Source organism: Bradyrhizobium sp. USDA 327 (genome assembly GCF_041262065.1).
Taxonomy (GTDB): Bacteria; Pseudomonadota; Alphaproteobacteria; order Rhizobiales; family Xanthobacteraceae; genus Bradyrhizobium; species Bradyrhizobium liaoningense.
In genome coordinates this window covers 3172447-3196451 of sequence record NZ_JBGCCW010000001.1, presented here as the reverse complement: position 1 = coordinate 3196451, position 24005 = coordinate 3172447, and the positions used below count along the sequence as shown (strand labels likewise).

Genomic DNA, 24005 nt, shown 5'->3' with positions numbered 1-24005 from the left:
CAGCGCGATCAGGCGGCCATGTCCAAGCCCGAACCCGACCCCGGCGAAAAGCCGAATCCTCGCCCGAACAGTCGACCCCAACGCCAGTCCGGGAACGACCGCCGCGGCGCGATCGCGGGATTGATCATCGCGATCGTGATTCTTGGCGTCGGCTGGTGGCTTGCCCGGGATCTCACCGCAGCCAGCAAGATGCAGGATTGCCTGATGTCCGGGCGAAGCAATTGCAACGTGATTGAGCCGGCTCGCTAGAGGCGCTTCAGTGCGGCCCGCTGGGAGCCCGTTGAGGCCAAAAATTGCCGTGATCTTAATCATTTGTAACGGGACTTAGCCGATCAAGCAGGTCAGTTATGTCGGCCGGTATAAGCCCGGCGCGAGCGAATCGTCTATCGCGCAGGGAATGACGGCGATCGAGAGAGCAGGGGGCGAGCACGTATGAGTGCGTCCAAACGCATGAAGATCATCATTCCAATGGTTTCGGCCGTGTCGTTGCTCGCGCTTTCGGCGCAGGCTCAGGACGCCAGGCCGACGAGGGATGCCGGTCCGCCGCCGGCCCGCCAGGGCGTAGGCGCGCCAGCCCCGACCAATCAGAACATGCGCAAAGGTCCCCCGCCACAGCAGGCGGGCCGGCCCGTCGACCAGCAGCCCCATGCGGGTCCCGCCCGGCACAGTGCCGGCGGTCCGCCGCCGGGACGTCACGTCGCCCGCGGGCCCGCTCCGGAGCGCGACTGGGGCGGACATGCCTATCGCGGCAATCGCGCCTGGGAAGGCGGCCGCTGGCGTCATGAGGTCCGAAACGGACGCTCCGGCTGGTGGTGGGACGTTGGCGGCGTCTGGTATTATTATCCGCAGCGAATGGCTGGCCCGCCTGCCTACATTTCGGAGGACTATATCGACGACGTGCCGGTGGCCTATGCCCCGCCTCCCGTCGCCTACGCGCCACCACCTCCGCCTCCGCCACCGGCTGACCCCGGCGCCAGCGCGCTCGGCGGCGCGATCGTCGGTGGCGTGCTGGGTGGCCTGATCTCGGGCAACGCAACAGGAGCCGCCGCGGGCGCGGTTCTCGGCGGCGCGACGGGCGCGATCGCCGGCGCCACCGCTGCATCCCAGCCCGGCTACTACTGGGCGCAAGGCACCTGCTACTACCGCTATCCGAACGGCCAATATGTGCAGGCCGATCCCCGGGCATGCTACTGAGTTCTCCAAGCGGATTGAGCGCGGAGGCGGGCCCGGGCCCGCCTCTTTTTTTGTGCGCCGGCTTCAAATGAGCGCTGGCGCTGGCGGCCGCCTCACGCAAGTCTCAAAAGAAAAATATCCGGATGATTCGCGGGGATGTGGGACATGCTGGATGCCATCCAGATCAGCGTGGCGCTTTGGGCCATGATCGTTTGCGGCGGGATCAAACTCTCTCAGGCGCTGTCTTGCCTGTTCTAAAGCGCAATGGGACGAGGATGAATCGTCTCATGCTCTAGGTTGTTTTGCTTCAGCATGATCTCGGCGCGAACGCGTTCCGCGCTTGTCGCGAGGGAAAACCGCGGCGCACTTGCCCGGATGATGTCGTGGCGCGCGGACTGGCGTATGCAACCTATGCGCGTGAAGAGCTGCTCAATCGCCTCGCGCGTCAGGACACGAGCCAGCTGAAGAATGCCATCGTGGCCCAGACCAGGCTGCCGATCCAGGCCACCATCACCACGCCGATGGTGCCGAGGTACGCGATGCCAAGCAGGTTCGAGCTATGTCGCTGCTTCGGGACGATGACTTCCGTGGCTGCTTTGCGTGTCATGACCGGGCCTCATCCAAGAAGCGTCGAAGCGCTGTTTAGCGGAAATTGCCGGGGACAGGCTGTGACGTAGTTCACAGATCTGTCCGTGAGGCCTCAAAGCACCCCGCAATCATACGGACGAAATTGCCATGGGCTTGTCCAGATGACCGGCTAGGGTCGCCCCATGTGCACCGAGTACGATCCACAGCACGAAGCCGAGGCCGCAATGAAGCGGGCCGCGGAGGCCGAAGGTGCCGACCGGCAACGGCTGATCCAGCTGGCCCTGGCGTGGCATCAGCTCGCCCGCGATCCACACGATGAGCATGCCGACTCCTCATCGACAGGCGGCCACATGGCTCGGATTGAATAGGGCGGCCGAATGAGAAAAACCCCGTGCTCGGGGGACAAGCACGGGGGCCTTCAAAGCCGACCGGGGTTGGCAGGTCGGCACCACTCGAGTCTGTTGTCCAACGTCCTGATCGCGCGTTCGTTCCGCATCGATCCGCGGCGCTGACTTCCTGCACGGCTCGCGCGCTTGGCGCGCAGGAACATTCGTTCCGCCGCAGCGTTGTGCGGCTATGACCGATCCCGAGCTACGCGCACAGTCTTTCGAGATCGCCTGGCGATATCTCGACCAGTCCGGCCTGCTCACGGGCGAGCACAAGGATTCCGCCCGCTTCATATTGAACCGGATCGACCGCATGATGTTGCGTGGAGAGCGACGCAGGCTGCTGCTGTCGAATGCCGCGATCGATGCCTATCGGCTGCGGCCCGTGCTCGTGAGTGCATGACCGACCTGGCTGAACCAGTCATTAACGAATCCTCGGCCCCGCAATCTGCGATCGCGATTCGTGCTTTGCGAACGAAGCGGAGTCGGATCGTGAACAAACAAAAGGCCCCCGAAGGGGCCCAGTGTTTCAGCTCAGTGTTTCAGGCGGCTTCCGTCTTCGGCACGGCGTCGGCATTCACCGACAGCTTGACGATATCGCCTTCGACGGCGCCGACATATTTCGTATCGATGTAGTGATGATGGTCCTTGTGACCTTCCGGGCTGTCCTTGCGCGTCAGCTTGATGCGATTGCCCTCGACGCGATCGACGGTGCCGACATGTGCGCCGTCCTTGCCGATGATCTTCATGTGCTCTCTGATGTCAGCCATGCTGTCCTCCTTGCGTAGGTTCAACTGCGAAGACGCTTGTTCGTTGCAGCGGGCGCGTTGGACCCACGGCGTTTTCCAGACGTTGACGCCCCATTGAACTGTCAAGAAGCGCATGGAGACCATTCGAGCCTATCTGGAGCGAAAGCACGAGGAACTCAGGCTGTTGAATGACTGCCTGAGAAGCCGGCTTGATCTGGCGTGTCCGCGGTCCGTCGACGAGGTCGTCAGGTCCAAATTCCAGATCACTGCCGCGCTGAGGGCGGAGCACGAATTGCAGGAGTGGAAGGCGACGGAGACAGCCTGGTCGCATACGGCCACTCCCGCCAGCGGGCCGTTCGAGTTCAGTTACGACTACCAGCGCGCCGATCTCACGGTGCGCGGTCCTTCGTTCTATGAGTTCGACTGCGGCTGCACGAGCGCCGCGATCTATACCGCCTCGGGCATGGCCGCGATCTCCGCCGTGCTGCTCGCCTCCGCGCAAATCGTCGAGAAGGCTGATGTCCTGGTGCTTCCAGGCTCCTATGGAGAGACGCTGGAGCTGATCCGGGGTTTCGTCCCGCATTTGCGGCTCGAGGCCTTGAAGCAGCCGCTGGGCGATGCATTTGCTCCGGCGAACTCGCAGCGAATACTTCTGTTGGATTCCTGCTCCTTCGCCGGCGCTTTCGAGGCGGCGCTGCGCTGTGACGGCTCGGGCCTCGATCTCCTGGTTTTCGATACGACATGCTTCGCCGGCAGGTCAGGCCGCATCAGGCGTGTCCTGAGATGGGCCCGGCGATACGGAATCCCGCTGGTGTTGGTGCGAAGCCACAACAAGCTCGATTCGCTCGGAGCGGAATATGGCCGGCTCGGCTCAGCCGTTTTCGTGCAAGGGAACGAGCATCAGCAGCAGCGGGCAGGGGGCGTTGAATGGGCACGCCTCGCGCCCGAAACCCGAAACGCGGTGCGGCTGCTCGGCGGTGCGGCGTTGCCGGCGCACTTCCCGCCCTTTGCAGGCAGCGCGGCGTACTGGGCCCTCACGAAGAGGCGTGTCGCGGCGATCCTGCGCAACGGCCGCAGCACGGCTCGATATTTCGCCGCGAAGCTCCCGGCGCTCTCGGCCGAGCTTCATTTCACCCACGGTTTGTACGTGACCCTCCGGGGAAAGCGGGCGCTCGACGAGGCGGCAGCGCGGCAGGCGGCCGAAGAGATGAGCAGCGAATTGCGCGGGGAGGGCTTTCCCATCCGTCACGCCGGCAGCTTCGGCTTCGATTTCGCGGCGACCGAATGGTTTCACGATGCGACCACGGACCAGTATAGCGTCCGGGTGGCGGTCCCGGATCTTCCGACCGAGCTTTGGAATGATCTGGCCGCCGCAATTGCGCGGTGGTGGATGGCGCATCAGGGGTGAAGGGTGAATGCGAGGTCTCGTCGACAGCCGCGCGAGCGCGCCTCGCATCAATCGATCGCCAGGCAGTGCTCCAGGGCCGGCCTCTCGTGGCCGCGACGCGCCCACTCCTGAACGGCGAAGGCAAGGTGGTGCTGGCCCATCGCGGCGCCGACGATCGATGCCTGCGCCACCTTGATGGGCTTTGTGACCACATTGGTGTTCACGAGGCCTGCGTCAATCGCCAAGTACGACATCGCGACAATCGCCACCGCAGATGCGACAGCCATTCTCGTCCATTCGGATTGATGCATCGGGATCCTTTTCGGGCACACTTCGCCCGGCGGATAGATAGGGCTGATGTGCCCGGTTGAAAGCCCGGAGCGGAGTTACCCACGCATTCGTGAAGGACGATGGATCGGCGACTGCGCGTTGTATGGCGCGTCAAGCCACCGTACGGCTGTGGAGACGTACGCCGATGCACGAATGAGGCTCGTCGGCAAGACGAAGACTGGCGATCCCGGCAGGACTCGAACCTGCAACCCGCGGAGTAGAAATCTTCTGGGCAGCAAGCAATATCAAAAGCTTATGCGCGCCGTGTACGATCTGTGTACTGGTCAGATCCCGAGAAGCCGCGCCTGCACACTCTCTGCCGCGCGCTGGTCGGCGTCGGCATCGGCAAAAAGGTGGCCGTAGACGTCGAACGTAACCTTGATCGAGCTATGCCCCATCAGGCGCTGGATCTGCTTCGGATTGTAGCCGCTCTCGATCCATAGGGAGGCGCAGGCATGGCGCAGGGAGTGCATTCCATATCTCGGCACGTCTCTCAAAACCGGCTCGCCCGCGTTGTTGATGACCGGCTCGCCGGCTTCGTCGAGCACCGGACCTGGCTCAGTTAGCCCAGTCGCCATCAGGATCGGGTGCAAACCACGCTCCACAAGGTTCGAATGGCTCTCGACCTTACCCAGGCCGTTTGGAAACACGAGATCGAGCGCCTTTAGGCGCTCGCCATTGGCGCCCTTCTTCCCAGTGTCTCGCTTCGGACACATCAGTTTCCATTCGCGGAGCGCGTTTATCACTATGGGCGGGCAAGGGATGGACCGATAAGCGGCCTTCGATTTCAATTTGCCAATGCGGTGCGATGCGTCGGCGCGTTGGCTCAGGTTCAATTGCTTCGCCTCGAAGTCCACGTCAGCCCAGCGTAACCCCCGGAGTTCACTGGCACGGAGGCCGCAGAAGATCGCCACTAAGATCGCTGGACGCCACCGCCCGGCTGCGCTGGCAATGATGGCCTGCAATTCCGGCTTGGTCGGGATGACTGGGCGCGGGTCGTCGCGGTCTGGAAGGTCGAGCTCTACGCCCGAAGTCGGGGCCGTAGCTGCCAGTCCCCGACGGCGCGCTTCCTTGAAGATGCCGCCAAGCGACCGAACAACACGCGTGATCATGGCCGCAGATCTACCGGCGTCCCGGAGTTGATCGGCAAACGCGTTCACAGCGGGCACGGTGATATCAGAAAGCTTCTTGGCGCCGATGAAGGGCACGATATGAAGGTCAACGTGTTCCTCGTAGCCCTTCACCGTCATGGGCTCTAAGCCCTTTTCGTTACAGCGCTTGATCCATAGTGCGGCGGCGTCTTTGACAGTCGGCGAGATGCTGCCTGGAGTGTGAGTGCCGCGCGCGATATCGTGGCGGACTTCAACTAACCATGCCTCGCCATCGTTCTTGCGGGGGAATTGCTTCGTGCGGCGCTTTCCTGCGCCATCTGTGTAGGAAGCGCGCCAAACAACCAAACCAGATGGGAGGATACGCTTGCGAACGGTCGCCATTTCAAGCCTCCTTCTTTCCGAACCCGATCCGGTGAATTAGCAAGGGCGGCCCTACGGCGCGAGGGATGCTAGTCCCTTCGTTTCGTAGAGCAGGGCGAGACGAATTTCTTGAAGCGCACTGTTCGGCAGCTCAGCGTAAACCAGCAACCGATCCCGGCGCCGATCTCGCGCTCGGGCACCGAACTCGCTCATGCCTTCTGGTTGCTTCGGCCAATCGTAATGAATTTGGGCCGCGGGCTCGGTACGCGAAACTTGGACTGAAGTGAATGTCGAATCCTTTGCGGCCGGAGCATTCGCAGAAAGAGAGAAACTCAACGCATCCTTGAACATCGTTGCCCCAGTCCAGGGGCACCGGTCCTTTCTTTTGCCGACCAAGGGAGCCAACGCGAGCTTCCGAACGCGATCGTCCGTGTCCGACAGATTATCCGTCGCCATCACCGCGATAATGAGAAGGGCAACGGTATCTGGCGTAGCCTCAGCGCCGCTTCCTCGACCTCGCCCCTGCGGCGCAGGGAGCATCTTCATGCGAACAAGTGCGCGCTGCCGTTCGTACAGTGCCTGAGGACTCAGGCCGAACCTTGGGGCCAATATAGGCAAAAAGCTTGTCAGGCTGCGCATGCAAAGCCAATTAGCCCGAATTTTGGTGAATGTCCAGAAATAAACTTGATTGTCGGAGCTATTCGTTATATTTGGTGAATCACCAAAAAGATTGCACCGTTCCGCACAAGGATTTGGACAGGACATGACAACGGAAGAGATCCGGAAGCTCTTAAGTCGCCCGACGATCACGCCAGCCGAGTTGGCTGAGTCGAGGATTTTTCCGTTGGGACGCAACGGAATTTACGACGCGATTAAACGCGGGAAGATTGCCACGATCGACCTCGGTCACAAGAAGGCAATCATCACCGCGCCATTGCGCCGGCAGCTGGGCATCGACTAGGGCCAAAACGACAATGGCTCATCACTGCCGACGTTGCCGCTCGAAGCTTTCCGCTCCGGCGTCGAACCCCTTGGACGCCTTCTGCAGCAAGGGCTGCGCCCGGCTCCACTACCGGGATCGGTGCGTCGTCTGCGAAGGGCGGAAAGTTGGCAAGGGGTTGGCCTGCAACCACCCCAGGTGCCGGTCCGCGTTGGCGGCCAAAAAGCGCTACGGGACCCTGGGGAGGCTACTACCTACCAGCCGTAAAAAGTTTGGCTCCGGGACCCCTATAAAACAAGCACTTTCCGAAGCCCCCGACGGCCGTCCGACCTGCCGAATTGTCGCCGGATCAGTGAGCCCGGAGCAGCTGAGGCTGGCCACCATCGGCGCCGCGTTCGGCAGCTGTGCCTTCATGCAAGACCGCAGGCTCAATAAACGCCACCGGCTCGCGGACGAGCGGGCCGAGATCGAGGCGAACGGCGAGTTCGACGAGCCCGAGTGGCGAGAGACTGTCAGTTCTGGAGGCGTCAGGGCCTTCATCAAGGTCAGGGAGCACTACGAGGCAGAACGATCGGCGGATGTCACATGATCACCGCCGAGCAAATCATCATCGAGAGAGATGACGGCCTGTACGAGGTCGGCTTGCACCAGCCGATTGGGCCATTCGAGACACGTCAATTCGCCTTGGCCGTCGCAGCCCACGAGACGGCCCCGTCCGCACGGCTGCATCGAAATTCCCGACATCGCGAGGATATCACCAATGGCTGAAGTCGTTCCGTTTCCGATGGCGCGCCGGCGGACATTTATCGCGCGCCAGGCGCAGATCGCCGCAGGGATGAGACAGGAAGCTGGCGAGAGATACATCCAACACCAACTCAAGACGCAAGCGCAAACTATGCGCCGTAGAGGCATCGACGAAGAAGTTATTTCGCGCGAGCTCCGCTGCATGGATGCGGCGATCCGGGCTAACCTTTTCATGTCGATGCCTACGCCCAAGGGGCGCGCATGAGGGGGGCCATTACTGCTGTCGATAGCGGCGCCGATGCGCGGCGACACAGGCGCAAATTCATTAAAAGAGATGGCTACCCAGCTACCGCGCTGATCTGGCGCGGCGCTAGAGCCAAGAGCGTCGCACTCCGCAAGTGGCGAGGCGGAGTAAGCCGCGCATTCTCTGCGCAGGCGTCGTGTCTGCGTGTTGCTTGGATATTGGAATGGCTGTTTGGGAAAGACGGCTTTGCTTTCCCGACAGACGCCTTTATTGCCCGCGAGACCGGAATGGCACTTAAGCATGTGCAGCGCGCTCTGACTGCCTTGGAGCGGAGCGGGGCCATTGTTCGAGCGAGCGTCTTCATCGACGGGCGTCCGCAGAGGAGAATTTGGCCCTGCTCCGCAGTGATACCCCCCGATGTCGGGGGTATGGCTACCCCCAAAGATGCAGCAGATATACCCCCGAACTTCGGGGGAGAGATATCTCAAGAAGGAAAGCGTCAGGCGAATCTGTCGAGTACTGTTTTAGAGGCCCGCAGGGCCGCACAGATCAGAGAACAGCGGTCTCTCGAAAGGATGCGCGCCGAAGGCGCGACGGCCGAAGGCCCGGCGAAGCCGCATCCGGCGCTCCGACGACTGCCATGGGGTGGGGACCTCTGATGGCCAATGTAGCTGCGAGTCGCGCCAAGTGGCGCAGGCCTTTGGCCTCAGCGACGCCTTCGGCGCCGCTCTCTCAATCCCTAGCACGCGGCAGCCTCCGGATTCCGGTGAAGGGAAGAAGGAAGGGCGGGGCGCAGTATGCGTATGCGCCAGTCCTGCCGGTGCAAACATCGAGCTGCAGGCAGATGGGCACCAACGCCCGTCAAATCGCCAACAGCCGCCTTCCTGATTTGGCTGCTGATACGCATTCAGTCGTCGGCCGCTGTTCTCGCGGTCGAGAACGATCGGACGCGCCACGGGCCACCGCTGGCCAGCTGAGGCGGCAAATACGCGCGATTTTTTCAAGGTACCTTTCGGCAGGTCTGACCACTGCGCGCCGGACGCGCCCGGCATTTCTGCATATTCCGGACTCCGAAAACTCCGCTTTTCTTTTCAGCCGAGGTCCCCTGATGTACGGCCCGCGCCACAGGAATAAGTTCCCATATCGCGCCAAGGGATTACGTCGGGCGATCCTGCTCGTCTTGGAGCGGCGCACCGGACTGACCGCAGCGCAGATTGCCTCGTGCACGCATTCTCACGGTCGACCTCAGGCCCGCCCCGGCTGGCGAATTCCGAGCGAGTCGCAGATCGTCGCGGTGCGTCGAGCGCTCAGGCACCTGGTGCTGACCGGCCAAGTTCGAAAATGCGGTCGCGTTCGTGTCGCCGCGGCCCAACGGCGTCGGGATGCTTTCAAGCTGGCGCGGAGGTTCACATGACCGACGATAGCGATCTCGTCGCGGCCGTTAGCGGGCTCAGGACGGCGATCGAGATCCTTGAGGCGGATTTACTTGCACGCGCACGCGACCGGGCTTGCGCTCCGACGGCAGGCAAACCCACGTACATGGCGCCCAAAGAAGCGAGCGCAATCTGCGGCCGATCAGAGTCTACAATCCGCAGGGATTGCGAGGCCAACCCGGTGCATCTTGGCGGTTTCGGGCTGAAGATCGGAGGTCGATGGCGCGTGCTCGTGGCCGCATACATCGAGCAGCGCGGGCCTGCGCGTTTCAGGCGCTGACGCGTGCGCGTTTGCGCGTTTCGCAGATGGATCAATGACCGCTCGCGTGCGATTCTTCCAGTCTGCCGATGCGCAGTCAGACACGCAGCGGCTAGGTGTTGCGGACCTGGGCGGGCGGTGCCGCGCCGAAGCTGAATCATGGGATCAGGCAATAGCCGAAGTGAATCGCCTCCTCGGAGGTACGAGATTTTGAATATCGAAACGCCGCCGGTGGGCACGCTCCGTCTAAAAAAGCTGCCGGCGTCCCGCGCCGCGCGATCTTCCTCTGGGGTTGGATCGCGCGGCGCCTCAATCATGAATGGAAGCAACCGAATGTCTAAGACCCTGACCGAAGCCCAAGCCGCTCTCGCCGCGATCGAGGCCGAACTGTTGACGTTGGACGCCGCCAAGTCCGATGCGATCAGGAGCGCCGCTTCGTTCGCAACATGGAAGATCGATTACAGCACGAAGCAGGCTGAACGCGAGCGCCTGACGGCGCTGATCTCCGCGATCGAGCAAGAAGATGCTGCCGCCAGGGCCTCAGCCGAAGCCGCTGCGCTTCGCCAACGCTATGCCGATCGCCGGAAGGCGAACGATAAGCTTGCGGCCCGCATCCGTGCCGATCTCGGGAAGGCCAACACGATCATGACCGCGCTCATCCGTGATGTTGCCGAAGCCGCCGAAGCGGACGCCGCCGTCAATGCCGCGCTGCCCGATGACCTTGAGCCGCTGGTGCCCGCGGACGTGCTTGCGCGCACGCGCGCCGGCCTCGCTCGCAAGGATCTGGCGACTGAGCGGGTATGGCTCTGGACGCTTGCGGACACCGGCATGCTCATCGGCGACCAAGATAGCGTCACCGATTGTGGGGAGGGCCGCGGTCGCATCGGCACGGGCGCCTACACGAAGTTGTGCAGACTCGCGCTGTTCGAGCAGACTGAATATCATCCGGCCGCGCCGGCCGAGCGTCCGCAGTCGCTCTGGCAGATGCGGCTGCCGCAGCCCGACGGGCCAGGATTCGCGTACGACGGCGCGAGGTGCAACTACCCGGCCGCCGTGCTTGCCGAGCTGGCGCGCGATGTAATCGCCAGCGAGCCGCGCGAGCGACCCGTCGAGATCGAATTGAACCCGCTGCCGATGGCCGACGAGGTGGCCGCATGAGCGGCAAGACGATTACCGCTACCGCTGTCATCAGCGCAGCGGACAAAACGGGCAGTGTCCTCGACAAGATCGCATCGAAGTTCAAGTCGGTCGAGAAGAACGCAAGGGCGCTCGAAGGCATCAAGCCGCTGAAGTTCAGCGGCGATATGTTCGAGGAGCTGAGGCGGCTTCAGTTGTCCGAGAAGCAACTTCAGGGCGTGCGAAAAGAGTTCACCCTGTTCAATGATGCGCTGAAGCAGCAGCGCCCAAAGGCCGAGCACTATTTTCGCGCGCTTCAAGAATGGCAAGGCAAGACCGTAGACCATTGGCGAAACATCAAAGCGAACGTCGACCAGACCGACAAGTCATATAAGAGGTTCTTCGCCGGAGCAGGTGCCGCAGCGCTGCGGTGGGGCCTGATCGCGGGTGGCATCGGCAGCGGTGCCTATGCGGCCAACCGCATCGGCCGCGCAGCCATCGAGGCCGGAGCCGTATCACAGCGCGAGAGCGCACGTGATTATCTCTCCGGCATGTCGGAGGCGGACAGCCAGCGCATCAAGGAAGAGGCGCTGCGCGTTTCCGGCCGCTATCGGTCGGTCGATGCCAGCACCATGCACGAGCGGCTTCGCGACACCGCCATGAGCACGCGCTCGGTCGACAAGGCGCTGGAACTGAGCGACGTCATCGCGCAGGGCACCACCGTCCTGCAATCGCTCAAGGGCAAGGACCAGGCGATCGAGGAGGGGCGTAAGTTCTTCTCGGCTCTCGACGTGCTTGGAAAGAACATCGACCCGAAGGAGGTCAAGGATCTATTCGGCGGCTACATCAAGGCGCTCGGGGTTGAGGGCGCCGACATGAACCTCGGCGAGGTTTTGACGATGTCCAAGCGGCTGAAGGCGGCGGGCTCCACGATATCCAATCGCTTCCTGATGACGACCGGCGCGGGGTTGACCAGAGACATGGGGGCCGATCGCGCCGGCAATGCGCTTTCGATGATGATGCAGCAGGAGGTGCAGGCCACAGCAAAGGCGAAGGACTACGGCAGGCAATACGGCATTCGCGACAAGAGCGGGAAGTTCATCGACCGCTCAACGATGATGGCAGACCCTGATTATTGGGCGTGGAAGAACATCACCGCGGCCATGAAGCGCGCGAAACTGGACCCAGAGAACCCCCAAGACGTCAACACCTTCCTGCAAAGCGCCTATTCGAACAGTAGCGCGCGTGACGTCGTCAGCAAGCTGCTGACGCAGCGTAGCCAGTACGAAGCCAAGGCGGGGCAGTACGAGAAGGCCCCAGGACTTGAGGCAGCCTCACAACTACCTGGTAAGGACCCGTTCGTTGCCTACGAGTCCGTGTTCGCGCAGTTGCGCAATCTCGCAACGCAGGCTCCGGTGATGGACTCCGCGGCGAAGGGGCTGGACTCGATCTCAGGATCAATCGCCAACCTCAACAACTCGGTTGCCAAGGGCGAATATTCCGGATTCTTCAAGTTCGCCAACGACTTTATGTCGGCGGCCAGGCCGACTTTGTCCGGCACGGTCAGGGATATCGAAGTCATCGGGGAGGGTCTTTCCAAGGCCGATGAGGTCCTCAAAAACGCGCCGGCCTGGATCTCAGGCGTCCTGAAGTCGGGACTATCCGGCGCCAACAACGCCGCGCGAACCGGCGGCGGTAAGGGCATGGCTCAGTGGCCGTCATCTGCTGCGGCCGTGCCGTTCTCGCCGATCTCCGGTGGGCCGACGTCCTACGTTCCGTACAGCCAGAGTTGGTCGGACTATTTCAGCACCGGGGCGGCTCGGCTCGGCAAGGGCAAGAGTTCGGTGCCAGGCTTCTCCGCCCCCGGCGTGACCGATACTATGACCTACGGCACTGGTGTGAGCGGCCAGGTCACGGCGCAAGTTACTGGCGAGGTGCACGGCACCGGCCAGCTTGATCTCAACATCAACGCTGGCTCGTCGCTGATCGAGGTAGTGCGCCGCGCTGAAGCGGTCATTCAGCTCGCGGGCCACATCTCCAACAATGGCCCCGGCTCGACCGGCAAGAGCAGCCCGGACGCCGCGGCGCCGGCCAATCCTCGCGCGGACTCAACCTGGAACATGGCGCCGTGAGCCGACGACGCAGCACGGCAGAGCGCCTGACCGCGTTGGAGCGTATGGTCGATAGCGCGACGCAGAGAGGATTGATCTGCGAGGCTATGCTGGCGATGTCGTTGGGGCTGTTGCTGCGCCACGTGTCGACGGATCTTCGAACGGAGATGCTGCGCGAGCTGCGGGCGTGCACCTATTTCGATGCAACTGGACCATGTCAGCGGCAGGCCGAGAACAGCGTGATCGAGGCGGAAGAGAAATTTGATCTGCTCCTCGACACGATCGAACACATAGCACGAGCGCCACAACAATGAAGATTGGAACGTTGAGGAAGTTTGACGAGGTCCGGGGTTATGGCTTCATCCGACCCGACGAAGGCGACTCTGATTTTTTCGTTCACATCAAGGCCTTTCAAAAGATCGGCGTTGTTCCAGAAATCGGAATGCGCCTCGAATTTGAAGAGTGGCCGACCAAGGACGGCCGCCGCCGGGCAGGGCGGCTGTTTCCCGAGCAACACGGAGAATAAGCCATGCGTTTCGGCGTAGGCGTCAAATTTCCAATCCCCAATGCCATCGCCCTGGTCGGCAAAGCGTTTGCGCGGAGCCGCATGACGGCCGCCTCGATCGGCAAAACGCCGCTGGCCGGCAAGGCATCTTCTCGCCTCGCATTCCGCTCTGCGCTCGGAAGCGTCCCCGTCATCACGTCGACCTCATTCACGATCGGCTCCAATCTTGGTTTCGATGCATTCATTGCGCATGTCGACGCCACCAACAGCCCGACGGCGTATGCGATCACGGCGGGGAATCCCTCGGGCTATTTCGCATTGTACAACACCGGCAATTTGCGCACCGGCCTCTCGGCATCGCCACCGGATGGCGTCTACAACCTCACAGTCACCGCATCGAACAGCTACGGCACGAGTCCGGCCAAGTCCATTGGCGTGTCGGTCGGAACGGCGCCGGTCGTTGTTGGAACGACGTTCAACCTGTCTCTCCCGGCCACGGCTGGGGCGCACGTCGGCACGGTGACGGCAACCGGCGGCACGCCCACCGCATGGTCCATCACCGCGGGCAACTCTGCGGGATACTTTGCCATCGACAATTCCGGCCTGATCACCGTCACGTCGACGGGAGCCTCGGGCCTGACCGCTCAGACCTATGGCCTGACGGTGCAAGCGAGCAATGCGCTCGGAAGCAACACCGGCAGCGTTAGCATTGTCGCATCGGCTGTCGCGAGCCCTGGAGATGGATCTGCGAACGCTCCCACCGGAGCAGCCCAATTCCCGAGCCTGCTTAACGCAATGGCCGCGCGTCCTCCATGGAGCGTTGCCGGCGTCGACTACCGCACCGGGATCAACACCGGCGTCACGCTAAAGGACCCGGCGACCATTTCCATCAGCGGTGTCGACGTCGACACCGGAAACCGCATCGTCACCATCCTCGGAGACAACGTGGTCATAGATGCCTACGACTTTTCGATGGGCGGCGGCTGGTACTTGAACATCGGCAGCGTCAGTCAGATCGGCGGAAACAACGCGATAATTACGAACTGCCGATTCCAGCGGAATACTCTCTGGATTCGCAACCAGCCAGGTGCCGGCAATCCCGGCTCGACGATCCGATATTGCGAATTCGATGGCGGCTTCACGAGTGCGGACCCGAGCGCACCGGAATTCCTGATCGACTATCGAGCGAACGGGGACCACATCTTCGAATACAACTGGCTGCACAACATCGCGTGCGACGTCTTCAGCATCGCCGGCTATTACGACGATGGCCAACTTTCGAAGTGGACCTGTCGCTTTAACGTCGTGAACGACACGGGCTACAACTCGGCTCTCGGATGGCATCCGGATTGGACGCAAACATACGGGGGGGCGATCACCGAGATTGATTTTGCCTATAACACCTTCGCTGAGATCTCCGGCGGCGGCGCGGTGCAGGGCGTCTGCGGCGATCCCGGGGGGCCTTGGTATGGGGGATCGATCCATCACAACACGTTCTATGTTTCGGACACGACGCACATTAATTTCTACGTTTCGCCCTACACGCCCGGCAGCCAACTGATCGATGTGTCCAACAACTACGCTCGCCTAAAAGCCGGCGGCTTTGGAGGAACGGGTGTCGTGTTCAACTATCCCGGCTCGGAAGCCGACGGCAACTTCCACGACAACGTCAACATGTCGACCGGCTCAACCTTTGGCTCGTGGAGTGCCGGCGGCACGCCGCCGTGACCCTGACAGGAAATCTCAATCCCACCACCCCACCAAACCGGGGGCAACTCACCCCCGGTTAAGATCAGGAGGCTTTTGGAATGGCACTAGCGCTGGACGGCTCGGTCCACGCGGTCGGTTCGGGCGCATCGCTCGCGGTCGGCACGCTCACGACATCGAACGCAAACGTTGTCGTGATGATCGCGATTCAGGTCAATGGCGACTCCGTCGCGAGCGTGACCGACACCGGCTCGCACACTTGGCAACACCGTGCCTCGGCCGGTGACGCGCCGTTTACCGTCGAATTGTGGTGGACCACCTCTCTTGCCGCGTTCAACAACGCCATCACGGTAAGTCTCGGCGCGGGCGATAGCAGTTTCCTCACAGCTACCGCATGGGGCATCAGCGGAGCTGACGCGACGACTCCGTTCGATGCCAACGCGGCGCTGCCCGACACCGGAAACACCGGCGCGCGATCCATCACCACGTCAGATGCCAACGATTTCCTGATCCACTGCGCCCGGCTGAACAATCAGAACGGCACGCCGGCCACCGGCTGGACCGAGATCCAGGACAACACGGACTATTTCCTGGTCCAGTACAAGATCGTGAGCGCGACCCAGAGCGCACTCAGTGTCGACACAGGCGGCGAAACGAACAACGGCTCGATTGCCGATGCGGTCCAGCAAGCCGGCGCGCTCGTCGACAACCTGATGCCGCAAATCTGGATGTGAAGCATTTTGGCGGGGCCGGTCTTTCGCCTCCGCCATTCCCCATGGGCGACGGCGGATGTAACCGCGCCCTGGGGCCGCTCCAGACCTCTTGTTTTGTAGTGTCTGCGAAGGCCCGATCGACATTCGGGCTAGGTGGGTAGCCCCGCATCAAACGGCCCCCAAGGGAGGGTATCGTTATGGCAAAGCGTCGCAGCCGATTAGAGGACGACGAGGACGACGATAATAGCGGCTGCGAAGCTGGGGACGTTCCGGCATCAGCTCACGCATGGGGACGCGAGCCGTGGCCTGGGAAGCTGCAAGCCATACTCGACGCGCTGGAGATTGACGCGCTCGACGATGGCTCTCGGCTGTACCTTCAAAGACAGCTCCATATAGGCAGTTTGTTTGACCAAGATCGCACGGGGCATCTCGTTATGACGCTACGGTGCATCACCGAATCCGAGGGCAATGATGGCGCTCTCACGGAGCGGTATATCAGGGCCGTCTCTGGCGCGATCGGGCCATATGCCGATCGCGGCCTCGCCCTTATCGAGGCATTTGACCAAATCTCATTGGTCGGCATCTTTGAGCAGATGCGCGCGCTGGAATACTTCTACGAGAAGGAGGCCACGGACGCGCTGGAGCGGATCTTGCGGCACAAGCTGCGCCGTGCCCTTGATCCAACAGCGCCAGAGCCCGCGCCGCCTCCAACCAAGCAAGAGCGCCTTGCCGCGGCCAAGGCGCGTGCTGCCGCGGCAAGGCTCGCGACCGTCGAGCGCAACATTGATCTTGGCCGGCGGATGGCCGCGCTTCGTGACTTGACCCCATGCAACAAAAAGTTTGGCCGGTTGCGCGCGCAGCAATTCGACTTCCCGCAACGGGAATCCGCGGAAATGCTCAGGGTGGCGCGAATGTACGGCGAGCGGCCCGAGTTCTATCGCATCACAACTTGGCCGGTTCTCGTGGAGCTATCCGGCGCCATTCCTGACTCGTGCCGGCTGGCATTCGAGCGCCGCATTCAATCTGGCGAGGCCGTGAAGGCGAACGAAATCGCCGCGGCGCGGAGGGCCGCAGCTACCTAGCTTTCGCCTTCAGGCCGAGCAGCACAAGCCGGCGCCGAGATCGTCAGGACCGGCAAGGGCGTCAGGCAACCTCCAGCGGCCCCGGCCCCATGACATTCCTCTCTATCCGGGCCGGGGCCGTCCTATCGCATTATCGTCTACTCGCTGCCGGCGCAGGAGGCACACCGCGCAGGCCTTACCAACCGGCCCTGTGCAAAAGTGAACATAATAAATTTCCGGGCGGGGCTAGGCTGGCTGTGCTTGGTCCCAAGCCAGGCAACCTCCAACGGCTCCGGCATTTAGGGTTGTGCCGGGGCCGTTTTCCTTTTTGCCCTTGGTGCGGTGGTCCATGTTTAACGATGCACTCTTCGATGAGTTGAGGCAGCTGGAGCGCAATGTCGTCGACGCTGAGCGGCGGCTGGCCGAGCAGGAGGCGATGATCGTCCACCTGAAACGACAACACCAGGATGTCAGCAGCGCGCAGGCCGAACTGGAAGTCATGCGCGCGAACCAGCGGCAGCGTCAGCAGGACCGACAGCGCCTTCTATCGTTGCTGCAACGCTAAGGGACGTTCTGCAGTGAGGCTCGGCATATGGTTTAGCGCCGGGACAGGGTCGGTGCCGTCCTGGGCCGCGGCTTCGCCGTGCATGCCGCGATTCCGGTCGCCTCCTGCGAGCGGCGCTTCTCTGGGCGCTACGGGAGCGGCGTTTACTCTGCGGCCCCTTTTTTATTGCGATTTATATTGACTATATATCTCAAGTTAATATTATTTAATGTTGCAATAACCTAAATTATAAAGTGCCTGCGCCTGAGATTGGACCTGAAACGCCGGGCATTTCCCTCAAGCGGCACAGGGAGACCCAAGTGGCATGGATCGAGATCACCTTGACGCGATGTCCATTGATGAGTTGTGGGCGCTGCACACCGACGTGGGTCAGGTCCTAGCCGTCAAGCTGATCGCAGCAAAGCGCGACCTTGAGGAGCGGCTTGATCAGCTCGGCCGGAGAGCAGACTGGAAGGAACCCGGGAAAAAGCACTGAGGAACGACAGAGCCCCGGCACGAGTGTTATAAATAGTGATTAATTGTAATTAACTTAATTTATGCTTTTTGGGTCGCTACGTGATTTAATTGTTGCCTCATTATACAGAAGCGCGGCGCGGCCTTTCTACTCTATTTCCCCTGCGCCCGCTCGGAAGGTCCGGCCATGACTGGTCTCCATCATTTCCAGAATTCCCCAGCCCCAGCCCCAGCCCCAGCGTCAATGCGATCGGCCGCTCCCTTAGAATGGGCCAACCCGCCCGAGGCGGGCAATCTCGGCGGTCGAGCGGATGCCGCGACCGCTGTTCTTCGGCACCGCTTCGAAGTGCTCGCTGCTCAGATTGCCGAGTTGGGAGCGCTTCGCGAACGCGTTCTTGAGGCTGAGCAGAAGATCGCCTCTTGAGCTGACCAAGGCAGGCTGCCTTCGCTTGGCAGAAAAACTCGCAATTGAGGGCTCTTGCGCTTGAACTAGTGATCAAGCGGCAGCAACAACACTGACCTTTTGAGCCGTAGCGTGGCTTGGTGATTCGTTTCTTACGTGGGGATGCAGCAAGGGGAGGCGAGATATGGTCAAGCGAGTTCGGATTACCGCAGGTGATCTGACAGATCACGACATCGGAACAAACGACGTTTTGGTCGGCGCTGCGGACGTGATCAACTTGCTATATGGCGATGCCGGTGGAAGCCTGCTCGATCACGCTATTGGAGGAAATGACACTTTTACCGGCGGCACGAACTCGACGAACTTTTTCGTTGGCGATGCGCGTCGAGACATGTCCGATCACGCGAGAGGTGGTGCCGACACATTCAGCGGTGGGGCGGACTCGATCAACACGTTGATCGGTGACGCGGGCGGAAACATGTCTGGGCACGCAAAAGGGGGCGACGACACGCTAACAACGAATGGCCATAGCAACACCATCCATTATTACGGCGACGCGGGCGGAAACATGTCCGACCGGGCCCAGGGCGGCAACGACGCGTTTACAACGCGCGGCATTCAAGACAACTACTTCTTTTATGGCGACGCCGGCGGCAATTTGTCTGGTCATGCTTCGGGTGGTGACGATATCTTGAGTTTTCTTCCCCACCCTGGCGGCGCGATGAACGACTTCAGCTATTTCTACGGCGACGCCGGGGGCGACATGCTGGAATTTGCGCATGGCGGCAACGACACGATGGACAGCGCTGCAAACGATATCGGTAAGGCGACCTTCTTTGGTGACGCCGGCGGAAATATGCGGGATCATTCAGTCGGCGGCGATGACAAATTCGTAGGTGGCCCGAGCGCGTTTTTATGCGCGGCTTACGGTGATGCACTGACAATGTCCGGCGATGCGTCTGGTGGCAACGATACGCTTATAGCGGGCAGTGGTGGTTACAGCACCTTAGTTGGCGATGCGCAGACTATGACCGACAGAGCCCACGGCGGCAATGACAGGCTGATCAGCGGCACCGGAAAAGACGACATGTGGGGCGACGCTCAGGCAATGCTCGGCCTCGCGAAAGGAGGAAACGACTACTTCGCCTTCAATTTCAACAGCGGTCACGACAAGATCGAGGATTTTGGTCAGGGCCTCTCAAACTTGGGAACCGACCACATCGATGTTTCGGCTCTAGGCATCGTGAACTTCAGCGGTCTGACCATCTCAGCATTCGATCCGACGACGCAAGAGAGCACAATCACATTCAGTGCAGGCAACGATGTCGTAGTGCACAGCGAGGAGGCGCTCAGGCCGCAGGATTTCATTTTCGCGCCGCATGACCTCTTGATCTGAAGGGGAAACAGGCTCGCCTTGATTCAAGATCGATGGCGCGCCGGGGCCTCGCGAAGGCCCAGGCGTAAGCATCCCGCTGTTCCTGATTTAACGCGTTTTTCTGAGACAGCAACGTGTTTCAGCGCCCCGGATCGATCCCCCAGCAGTCGGTCCCGATCCTTGCAGGTGCAGAGCTTTATCTCATTCCCACGGCGCCCAGTTCGTCCATTAAGGAACTGGTTACAAGTCAATGTTATCATTGTGTATTACGCCGCCATTTGCGGCGAGCATTCTGAGAACGGCTTAATACTTCGACACGCCCGGTTGGCGGTCTCTTTCAGGAGAGGCCCAATGTTTAAGGGCTTAACGGCGGCAGTTGTGGCGCTGATTAGTACAGCGCAACTGGATCGATACCTAACCAACGGGCGGGTACACCGACGCGGCCACAGATGTGCTGCGGCAAATCAGGTTCGCGTTTGGATTTTGAGGCGCCCATGGACAATTTGAGGCCGGTGACGGAGGGCATCTCCTGGACTGATCTCGACGCCGAGGAGCAACGAGCCATTGCGATACTGGGAGCCGGACTGTCTATCGAGCTGTGTGATCCCGTTGCTCTCCTGAAATTGAAGTGGCTAGGGCTGATCGTTGGGTCCCATTTGACGGCCACTGCGCACGAGTTTCGGAGGCGCGTTGTTTTAGACGAACTCAGAGCGCGGGATTGAATCGTGTAATCAATATCGGCGCGCTTCAAAATCAGCTTGGTAGTAGTGTTGAATAAGGCGGGGAGTGAAGGTGGCGAGTGCAATTGAGCTGATCGTGGAGGGTTACGTTTCCCTAAGGGACCAAGCCGCGCTTGATGAGCTTCGGACGCAGCGCCGCAAACTTATCGCAGATCTCAATGCTTGTACCGGGATCGACTGCACAAGTACGATCCAACAGATCGAGAAAGATATCATCGTGATCGAGGCTGGGCTGGCGCACCTGGATGGTGCGGCGAAGACCTAACCAAGCTGCGAACGTAATAGCCCTGTCCATGAACGGCTGACCTGATTTCGTCGCTGACCTTGAGAACTCGTTTCCTGCTCCTGCGCCACTTATGTACAGAGTAAAGCACTGGTACGGGCGAGCCTGAACTTAGAACGAGCAAGTCGCGCTTGTGATTGCGATAGACAGAGCTGGCTCCGGAAATCTGGACAGGGCGGTAAGTGGAGTTTCTGCCTGACGGCGGGCAAGATTGTCCCGCGAATCAGGAGAGACGAAGAGCTGGCCCCGCAAATTCGGACAGTAGCTTGAGTGGATTTTCTGCCTGACAGCGGCGAGGATTCTTGCTGCGAATCAGGAGCGAAGATGACGAAGAAGAGCCGCCGGACGCATTCTCCGGCATTCAAGGCGAAGGTTGCTTTGGCTGCGGTCAAAGGAGACAAGACACTGGCGGAGCTGGCGCAACTGTTTGATGTTCATCCGAACCAGATCACGATCTGGAAAAACCAGCTCCTGGAAGGCGCCGCCGGCGTGTTTGGGCATGACAAGACATCGGCCGAGACGCCGGTCGATTTGAAGGCGTTGCATGCCAAGATCGGCGAGCTGGCGTTGGAAAACGATTTTTTGTCCGGCGCGCTCACCAAGGCGGGCCTGCTGAGCGCAAAGCGATGATCGACCGCGGTCATGATCTTTCTATCGTGCGCCAGGCGAAGGTCCTGAAGCTGGCTCGCAGCACGGTCTACTATGAACCTCGGCCAGTTTCGGCCGAGGACCTTGCCTTGATGCGTCGGCTCGATGAGCTGCATCTCGATTATCCCTTCGCGGGAGCGCGTATGCTGCGATCGTTGCTGCGGCGGGAGGGGGTATACGCCGGTCGCCGCCACATCGCGACGCTGATGAAGCGCATGGGGATCGAGGCGGTCTATCGTCGCCCGAACACGAGCAAGCCGGCTCCGGGTCACAAGATCTACCCGTACCTGTTGCGCGGATTGAAGATCGAGCGGCCCGACCATGCGTGGGCAATGGACATCACCTACATTCCGATGCGGCGTGGCTTCGTCTATCTCGCGGCGGTCGTCGATGTGTTCAGCCGACGGGTCCTGGCCCATCGCGTCTCGATCACAATGGAGGCGGCCTTCTGCGTCGAAGCGGTCCAGGAGGCGTTGGCGAAGCACGGCAGGCCCGCGATTTTCAACACGGACCAGGGCAGCCAGTTCACCAGCCTCGAGTTCACCGATGTGCTGCTGGACGCGAAGATCGCCATCAGCATGGATGGCAAGGGCGCCTGGCGCGACAACGTGTTTGTCGAGCGGCTCTGGCGCACGGTCAAATACGAAGAAGTTTATCTCCGCGCCTACGACAGCGTGTCCGAGGCGCGAGCGTCAATTGCCAAGTATCTGGCCTTCTACAATCAGGGACGCCCTCACTCGAGCCTTGACGGGCGCACGCCCGACGAGGCTTACTTCGGCACGCAAGCTATGGTGATGGCCGCATGACCGTCGCCGACGATTTTGTCGTCGCTCTGGTCGGGCTACGCCCTCCCGACGCAACGACAAAATCGTAAAGCCCCGCGTTCAGCATAACCCGGCAGGAATCCACTTAAATCCAGCGGGGCGCTGTCCAAACAACCGGGGCCAGCTCTACGATGAGCAGACGAGCCCGCCGGCAACACGCACCGGCATTCAAGGCCAAGGTGGCGTTAGCGGCGATCAAGGGCGAGATGACGCTGGCCCAGCTGGCTGAGCATTTCGACGTGCACCCGAACCAGATCACGCAGTGGAAGTCCCAGCTTCAGGAGGCGGCGGCCGAGGTGTTTGGTCCTGGCGGTGGCAACAGAGCGAGCGAGTCCGCGGTAGACGTGAAAACGCTGCACGCCAAGATCGGGGAGCTGACGCTTGAGAACGATTTTTTAGAAGGCGCGCTCAGCAAAGCCGGCCTGCTGAGCGCAAAGCGATGATCGACCGTGAGCACGACCTGCCGATCACCAAACAGGCGGAAGTTTTGAAGATCAGCCGTGGCAGTATCTATTATCTACCACGTCCGGTGTCGCCCGCCGACCTCGCGATCATGCAGCGGCTTGACCGGCTGCACCTGGAGTTTCCTTTCGCCGGTTCGCGAATGTTGCGAGACCTGCTGGCTGCCGAGGGGTGCAAGATCGGCCGCCGGCATGTCAAAACGCTGATGCGGCGGATGGGGATAGAGGCGCTCTATCGCCGGCCGCGTACCACCAAGCCCGAACCCGGGCACAAGATCTATCCGTATCTGCTGCGCGGGATGGAGATCACAGGCCCGAACCAGGTCTGGGCGATGGACATCACCTACATCCCGATGGCGCGCGGCTTCGTCTATCTCGCGGTGGTGCTGGACTGGTTCAGCCGCCGGGTGCTGTCGTGGCGCGTCTCGATCACTATGGAAGCCGCATTCTGCGTCGAGACGCTGGAGGACGCTCTCGCTCGCCATGGCAAGCCGGACATCTTCAATACCGACCAAGGCTCGCAGTTCACGGGCGCCGCGTTCACCGGCATGCTCGCCAGTCATGGCATCGCCATCAGCATGGACGGTCGGGGCGCCTGGCGCGACAACGTGTTCGTCGAGCGTCTGTGGCGCAGCATCAAATACGAAGAGGTCTATCTGCGCGCCTACGACACCGTGTCCGACGCCCGCGCCTCGATCGGCCGATACCTCGCCTTTTACAATGGCCGGCGTCCCCACTCGAGCCTTGACGGCGGCACCCCCGATCAAGCTTACTTCAGCCCGCTGCCGTTCCGCGCGGCAGCCTAACTCTGGCAGAAACTCCACTTATCGACGCGGAATTGCTGTTCAGATAACCGGGGCCAGCTCTAGACATCGAACATCTTTCGCCCCGCTGATCATATTGAACTAAGAATGAAATACGCTTCCATCATTTCATTCGACTAGCTTAGTGTCTCGAATGGCTGTGAGGGTTGTAAATCTGCAACGCCTGCGGCTTTTGCTTTCCGCGTTCCGGATTTGGAACGAACTAAATTGTAGGCCTGAACCATCGCCAAGCAGATTATCTTATTCTTGTAACCTGAACCTTTTCGCCATCATCCACGTTGACGATTTCATCGTCGCAAACAATTACATCAGATACAGCCAACCAAAGCGACGACGTGGGCGTATCTGTCGGGTCTACCTTCCACATACTGCCGTCCTCTAGCTTCAAAATCTGCCCATCAGCTAGGACTTCTTGTATCCAATGTCCGTCATCGCAGGCGCATGCAGGCGTGGTCGCGATAGCGCCTATGACTGCTACGGCGCAGAGCGGCACCAGCCTGATCTTCATTCG

30 protein-coding genes are annotated in these 24005 nt (G+C 61.0%); 22 read left to right on the top strand and 8 right to left on the bottom strand.

Annotation, left to right across the window (positions count from 1 at the left end; genetic code table 11):
• The first annotated feature begins 18 nt into the window (after positions 1-18).
• Both ABIA42_RS14620 and ABIA42_RS14615 read left to right on the top strand, forming a co-directional pair.
• Complete coding sequence (locus ABIA42_RS14620) at positions 19-249, top strand: hypothetical protein (RefSeq protein ID WP_271528445.1); 231 nt, start codon at positions 19-21, stop codon at positions 247-249.
• Between the two features lie 183 nt (positions 250-432).
• The gene (locus ABIA42_RS14615; RefSeq protein WP_370112811.1) at positions 433-1194 is read left to right on the top strand and encodes a hypothetical protein; all 762 of its coding nucleotides are present in this window, start codon (positions 433-435) and stop codon (positions 1192-1194) included.
• A 424-nt stretch (positions 1195-1618) separates the two neighbouring features.
• Here ABIA42_RS14615 and ABIA42_RS14610 read toward each other — a convergent pair whose 3' ends face one another.
• Both ABIA42_RS14610 and ABIA42_RS14605 read right to left on the bottom strand, forming a co-directional pair.
• A complete protein-coding gene (locus tag ABIA42_RS14610) occupies positions 1619-1780 on the bottom strand; it encodes a hypothetical protein (protein ID WP_028176431.1) in 162 nt (53 codons plus the stop codon).
• 109 nt (positions 1781-1889) lie between these two features.
• Positions 1890-2084 carry a hypothetical protein gene (locus tag ABIA42_RS14605; protein WP_028176430.1) on the bottom strand — a complete coding sequence of 65 codons (195 nt, stop codon included), beginning with the start codon at positions 2082-2084 and terminating at the stop codon, positions 1890-1892.
• A gap of 253 nt (positions 2085-2337) precedes the next feature.
• On the opposite strand from ABIA42_RS14605, the gene ABIA42_RS14600 reads away from it, so the two are divergent.
• Positions 2338-2550: a hypothetical protein gene (locus ABIA42_RS14600; protein WP_061881515.1), complete on the top strand. Its 213-nt coding sequence runs from the start codon at positions 2338-2340 to the stop codon at positions 2548-2550.
• Between the two features lie 139 nt (positions 2551-2689).
• Here the strand turns inward: ABIA42_RS14600 and ABIA42_RS14595 are convergent, their stop codons facing one another.
• The gene (locus ABIA42_RS14595; protein ID WP_028176428.1) at positions 2690-2917 is read right to left on the bottom strand and encodes a DUF2171 domain-containing protein; all 228 of its coding nucleotides are present in this window, start codon (positions 2915-2917) and stop codon (positions 2690-2692) included.
• A 112-nt stretch (positions 2918-3029) separates the two neighbouring features.
• Here ABIA42_RS14595 and ABIA42_RS14590 point away from each other — a divergent pair, with 112 nt between their 5' ends.
• The gene (locus ABIA42_RS14590; protein ID WP_370112814.1) at positions 3030-4304 is read left to right on the top strand and encodes a hypothetical protein; all 1275 of its coding nucleotides are present in this window, start codon (positions 3030-3032) and stop codon (positions 4302-4304) included.
• 47 nt (positions 4305-4351) lie between these two features.
• Here the strand turns inward: ABIA42_RS14590 and ABIA42_RS14585 are convergent, their stop codons facing one another.
• Both ABIA42_RS14585 and ABIA42_RS14580 read right to left on the bottom strand, forming a co-directional pair.
• Positions 4352-4570: a hypothetical protein gene (locus tag ABIA42_RS14585; protein ID WP_239623511.1), complete on the bottom strand. Its 219-nt coding sequence runs from the start codon at positions 4568-4570 to the stop codon at positions 4352-4354.
• A gap of 327 nt (positions 4571-4897) precedes the next feature.
• On the bottom strand, positions 4898-6106 hold the full coding sequence (locus tag ABIA42_RS14580) for a site-specific integrase (protein WP_035714961.1): 1209 nt from the start codon (positions 6104-6106) through the stop codon (positions 4898-4900).
• 742 nt (positions 6107-6848) lie between these two features.
• Here ABIA42_RS14580 and ABIA42_RS14575 point away from each other — a divergent pair.
• From ABIA42_RS14575 to ABIA42_RS14510, 14 genes are all read left to right on the top strand, one after another.
• Complete coding sequence (locus ABIA42_RS14575; protein ID WP_035714963.1) at positions 6849-7046, top strand: hypothetical protein; 198 nt, start codon at positions 6849-6851, stop codon at positions 7044-7046.
• Positions 7047-7377: 331 nt separating this feature from the next.
• Entirely contained in the window at positions 7378-7614 is a 237-nt protein-coding gene (locus tag ABIA42_RS14570; protein ID WP_035714964.1) for a hypothetical protein, read from the top strand.
• Positions 7611-7793: a hypothetical protein gene (locus ABIA42_RS14565; RefSeq protein ID WP_035714967.1), complete on the top strand. Its 183-nt coding sequence runs from the start codon at positions 7611-7613 to the stop codon at positions 7791-7793. The genes ABIA42_RS14570 and ABIA42_RS14565 overlap by 4 nt, the downstream gene beginning before the upstream one ends.
• Positions 7786-8034, top strand: a complete 249-nt coding sequence (locus ABIA42_RS14560) for a DUF6074 family protein (RefSeq protein WP_035714971.1) — start codon at positions 7786-7788, stop codon at positions 8032-8034. Before ABIA42_RS14565 ends, ABIA42_RS14560 begins: the two co-directional genes overlap by 8 nt.
• Positions 8035-9423: 1389 nt before the next feature.
• The gene (locus tag ABIA42_RS14555) at positions 9424-9726 is read left to right on the top strand and encodes a hypothetical protein (protein ID WP_370112818.1); all 303 of its coding nucleotides are present in this window, start codon (positions 9424-9426) and stop codon (positions 9724-9726) included.
• Between the two features lie 312 nt (positions 9727-10038).
• Positions 10039-10863 (top strand): hypothetical protein, encoded by an 825-nt coding sequence (locus tag ABIA42_RS14550; RefSeq protein WP_370112820.1) that lies wholly within the window; start codon positions 10039-10041, stop codon positions 10861-10863.
• On the top strand, positions 10860-12953 hold the full coding sequence (locus tag ABIA42_RS14545; protein ID WP_370112822.1) for a hypothetical protein: 2094 nt from the start codon (positions 10860-10862) through the stop codon (positions 12951-12953). The genes ABIA42_RS14550 and ABIA42_RS14545 overlap by 4 nt, the downstream gene beginning before the upstream one ends.
• Positions 12950-13246, top strand: a complete 297-nt coding sequence (locus ABIA42_RS14540) for a hypothetical protein (RefSeq protein WP_370112824.1) — start codon at positions 12950-12952, stop codon at positions 13244-13246. The genes ABIA42_RS14545 and ABIA42_RS14540 overlap by 4 nt, the downstream gene beginning before the upstream one ends.
• Positions 13243-13458, top strand: a complete 216-nt coding sequence (locus ABIA42_RS14535; RefSeq protein WP_035715014.1) for a cold-shock protein — start codon at positions 13243-13245, stop codon at positions 13456-13458. Before ABIA42_RS14540 ends, ABIA42_RS14535 begins: the two co-directional genes overlap by 4 nt.
• A 3-nt stretch (positions 13459-13461) precedes the next feature.
• Complete coding sequence (locus ABIA42_RS14530; RefSeq protein WP_370112826.1) at positions 13462-15165, top strand: cadherin repeat domain-containing protein; 1704 nt, start codon at positions 13462-13464, stop codon at positions 15163-15165.
• Between the two features lie 80 nt (positions 15166-15245).
• Positions 15246-15878 (top strand): hypothetical protein, encoded by a 633-nt coding sequence (locus tag ABIA42_RS14525; protein ID WP_035715023.1) that lies wholly within the window; start codon positions 15246-15248, stop codon positions 15876-15878.
• 176 nt (positions 15879-16054) lie between these two features.
• Complete coding sequence (locus tag ABIA42_RS14520; protein WP_035715026.1) at positions 16055-16939, top strand: hypothetical protein; 885 nt, start codon at positions 16055-16057, stop codon at positions 16937-16939.
• Positions 16940-17267: 328 nt separating this feature from the next.
• Positions 17268-17483: a hypothetical protein gene (locus ABIA42_RS14515; RefSeq protein WP_370112829.1), complete on the top strand. Its 216-nt coding sequence runs from the start codon at positions 17268-17270 to the stop codon at positions 17481-17483.
• A 304-nt stretch (positions 17484-17787) separates the two neighbouring features.
• On the top strand, positions 17788-17958 hold the full coding sequence (locus tag ABIA42_RS14510; RefSeq protein ID WP_370112831.1) for a hypothetical protein: 171 nt from the start codon (positions 17788-17790) through the stop codon (positions 17956-17958).
• Between the two features lie 240 nt (positions 17959-18198).
• On the opposite strand, the gene ABIA42_RS14505 is transcribed toward ABIA42_RS14510, so the two are convergent.
• Entirely contained in the window at positions 18199-18369 is a 171-nt protein-coding gene (locus ABIA42_RS14505; protein WP_157461155.1) for a hypothetical protein, read from the bottom strand.
• Positions 18370-18523: 154 nt separating this feature from the next.
• On the opposite strand from ABIA42_RS14505, the gene ABIA42_RS14500 reads away from it, so the two are divergent.
• Entirely contained in the window at positions 18524-19735 is a 1212-nt protein-coding gene (locus ABIA42_RS14500; protein ID WP_370112833.1) for a calcium-binding protein, read from the top strand.
• Between the two features lie 771 nt (positions 19736-20506).
• The gene (locus tag ABIA42_RS14495) at positions 20507-20719 is read left to right on the top strand and encodes a hypothetical protein (protein WP_035715055.1); all 213 of its coding nucleotides are present in this window, start codon (positions 20507-20509) and stop codon (positions 20717-20719) included.
• Here the strand turns inward: ABIA42_RS14495 and ABIA42_RS14490 are convergent.
• Positions 20667-20903 carry a hypothetical protein gene (locus ABIA42_RS14490; RefSeq protein ID WP_370123467.1) on the bottom strand — a complete coding sequence of 79 codons (237 nt, stop codon included), beginning with the start codon at positions 20901-20903 and terminating at the stop codon, positions 20667-20669. The two genes, ABIA42_RS14495 and ABIA42_RS14490, sit on opposite strands and share 53 nt — an antisense overlap.
• 158 nt (positions 20904-21061) lie before the next feature.
• Between ABIA42_RS14490 and ABIA42_RS14485 the strand changes: the two genes are divergently transcribed.
• A protein-coding gene (locus ABIA42_RS14485; RefSeq protein ID WP_109866565.1) for an IS3-like element ISRj2 family transposase occupies positions 21062-22191 on the top strand; the annotation gives its coding sequence in 2 pieces (ribosomal slippage) (positions 21062-21314 and positions 21314-22191; 1131 coding nt in all).
• 149 nt (positions 22192-22340) lie between these two features.
• Positions 22341-23476 (top strand): IS3-like element ISBj3 family transposase gene (locus ABIA42_RS14480; RefSeq protein WP_085973330.1). Its coding sequence is split into 2 segments (ribosomal slippage): positions 22341-22599 and positions 22599-23476, totalling 1137 coding nucleotides; the frame shifts between segments, so codons are not numbered across the junction.
• A gap of 253 nt (positions 23477-23729) precedes the next feature.
• Here ABIA42_RS14480 and ABIA42_RS14475 read toward each other — a convergent pair.
• Entirely contained in the window at positions 23730-24002 is a 273-nt protein-coding gene (locus ABIA42_RS14475; RefSeq protein WP_157461156.1) for a hypothetical protein, read from the bottom strand.
• Positions 24003-24005: the final 3 nt, after the last annotated feature.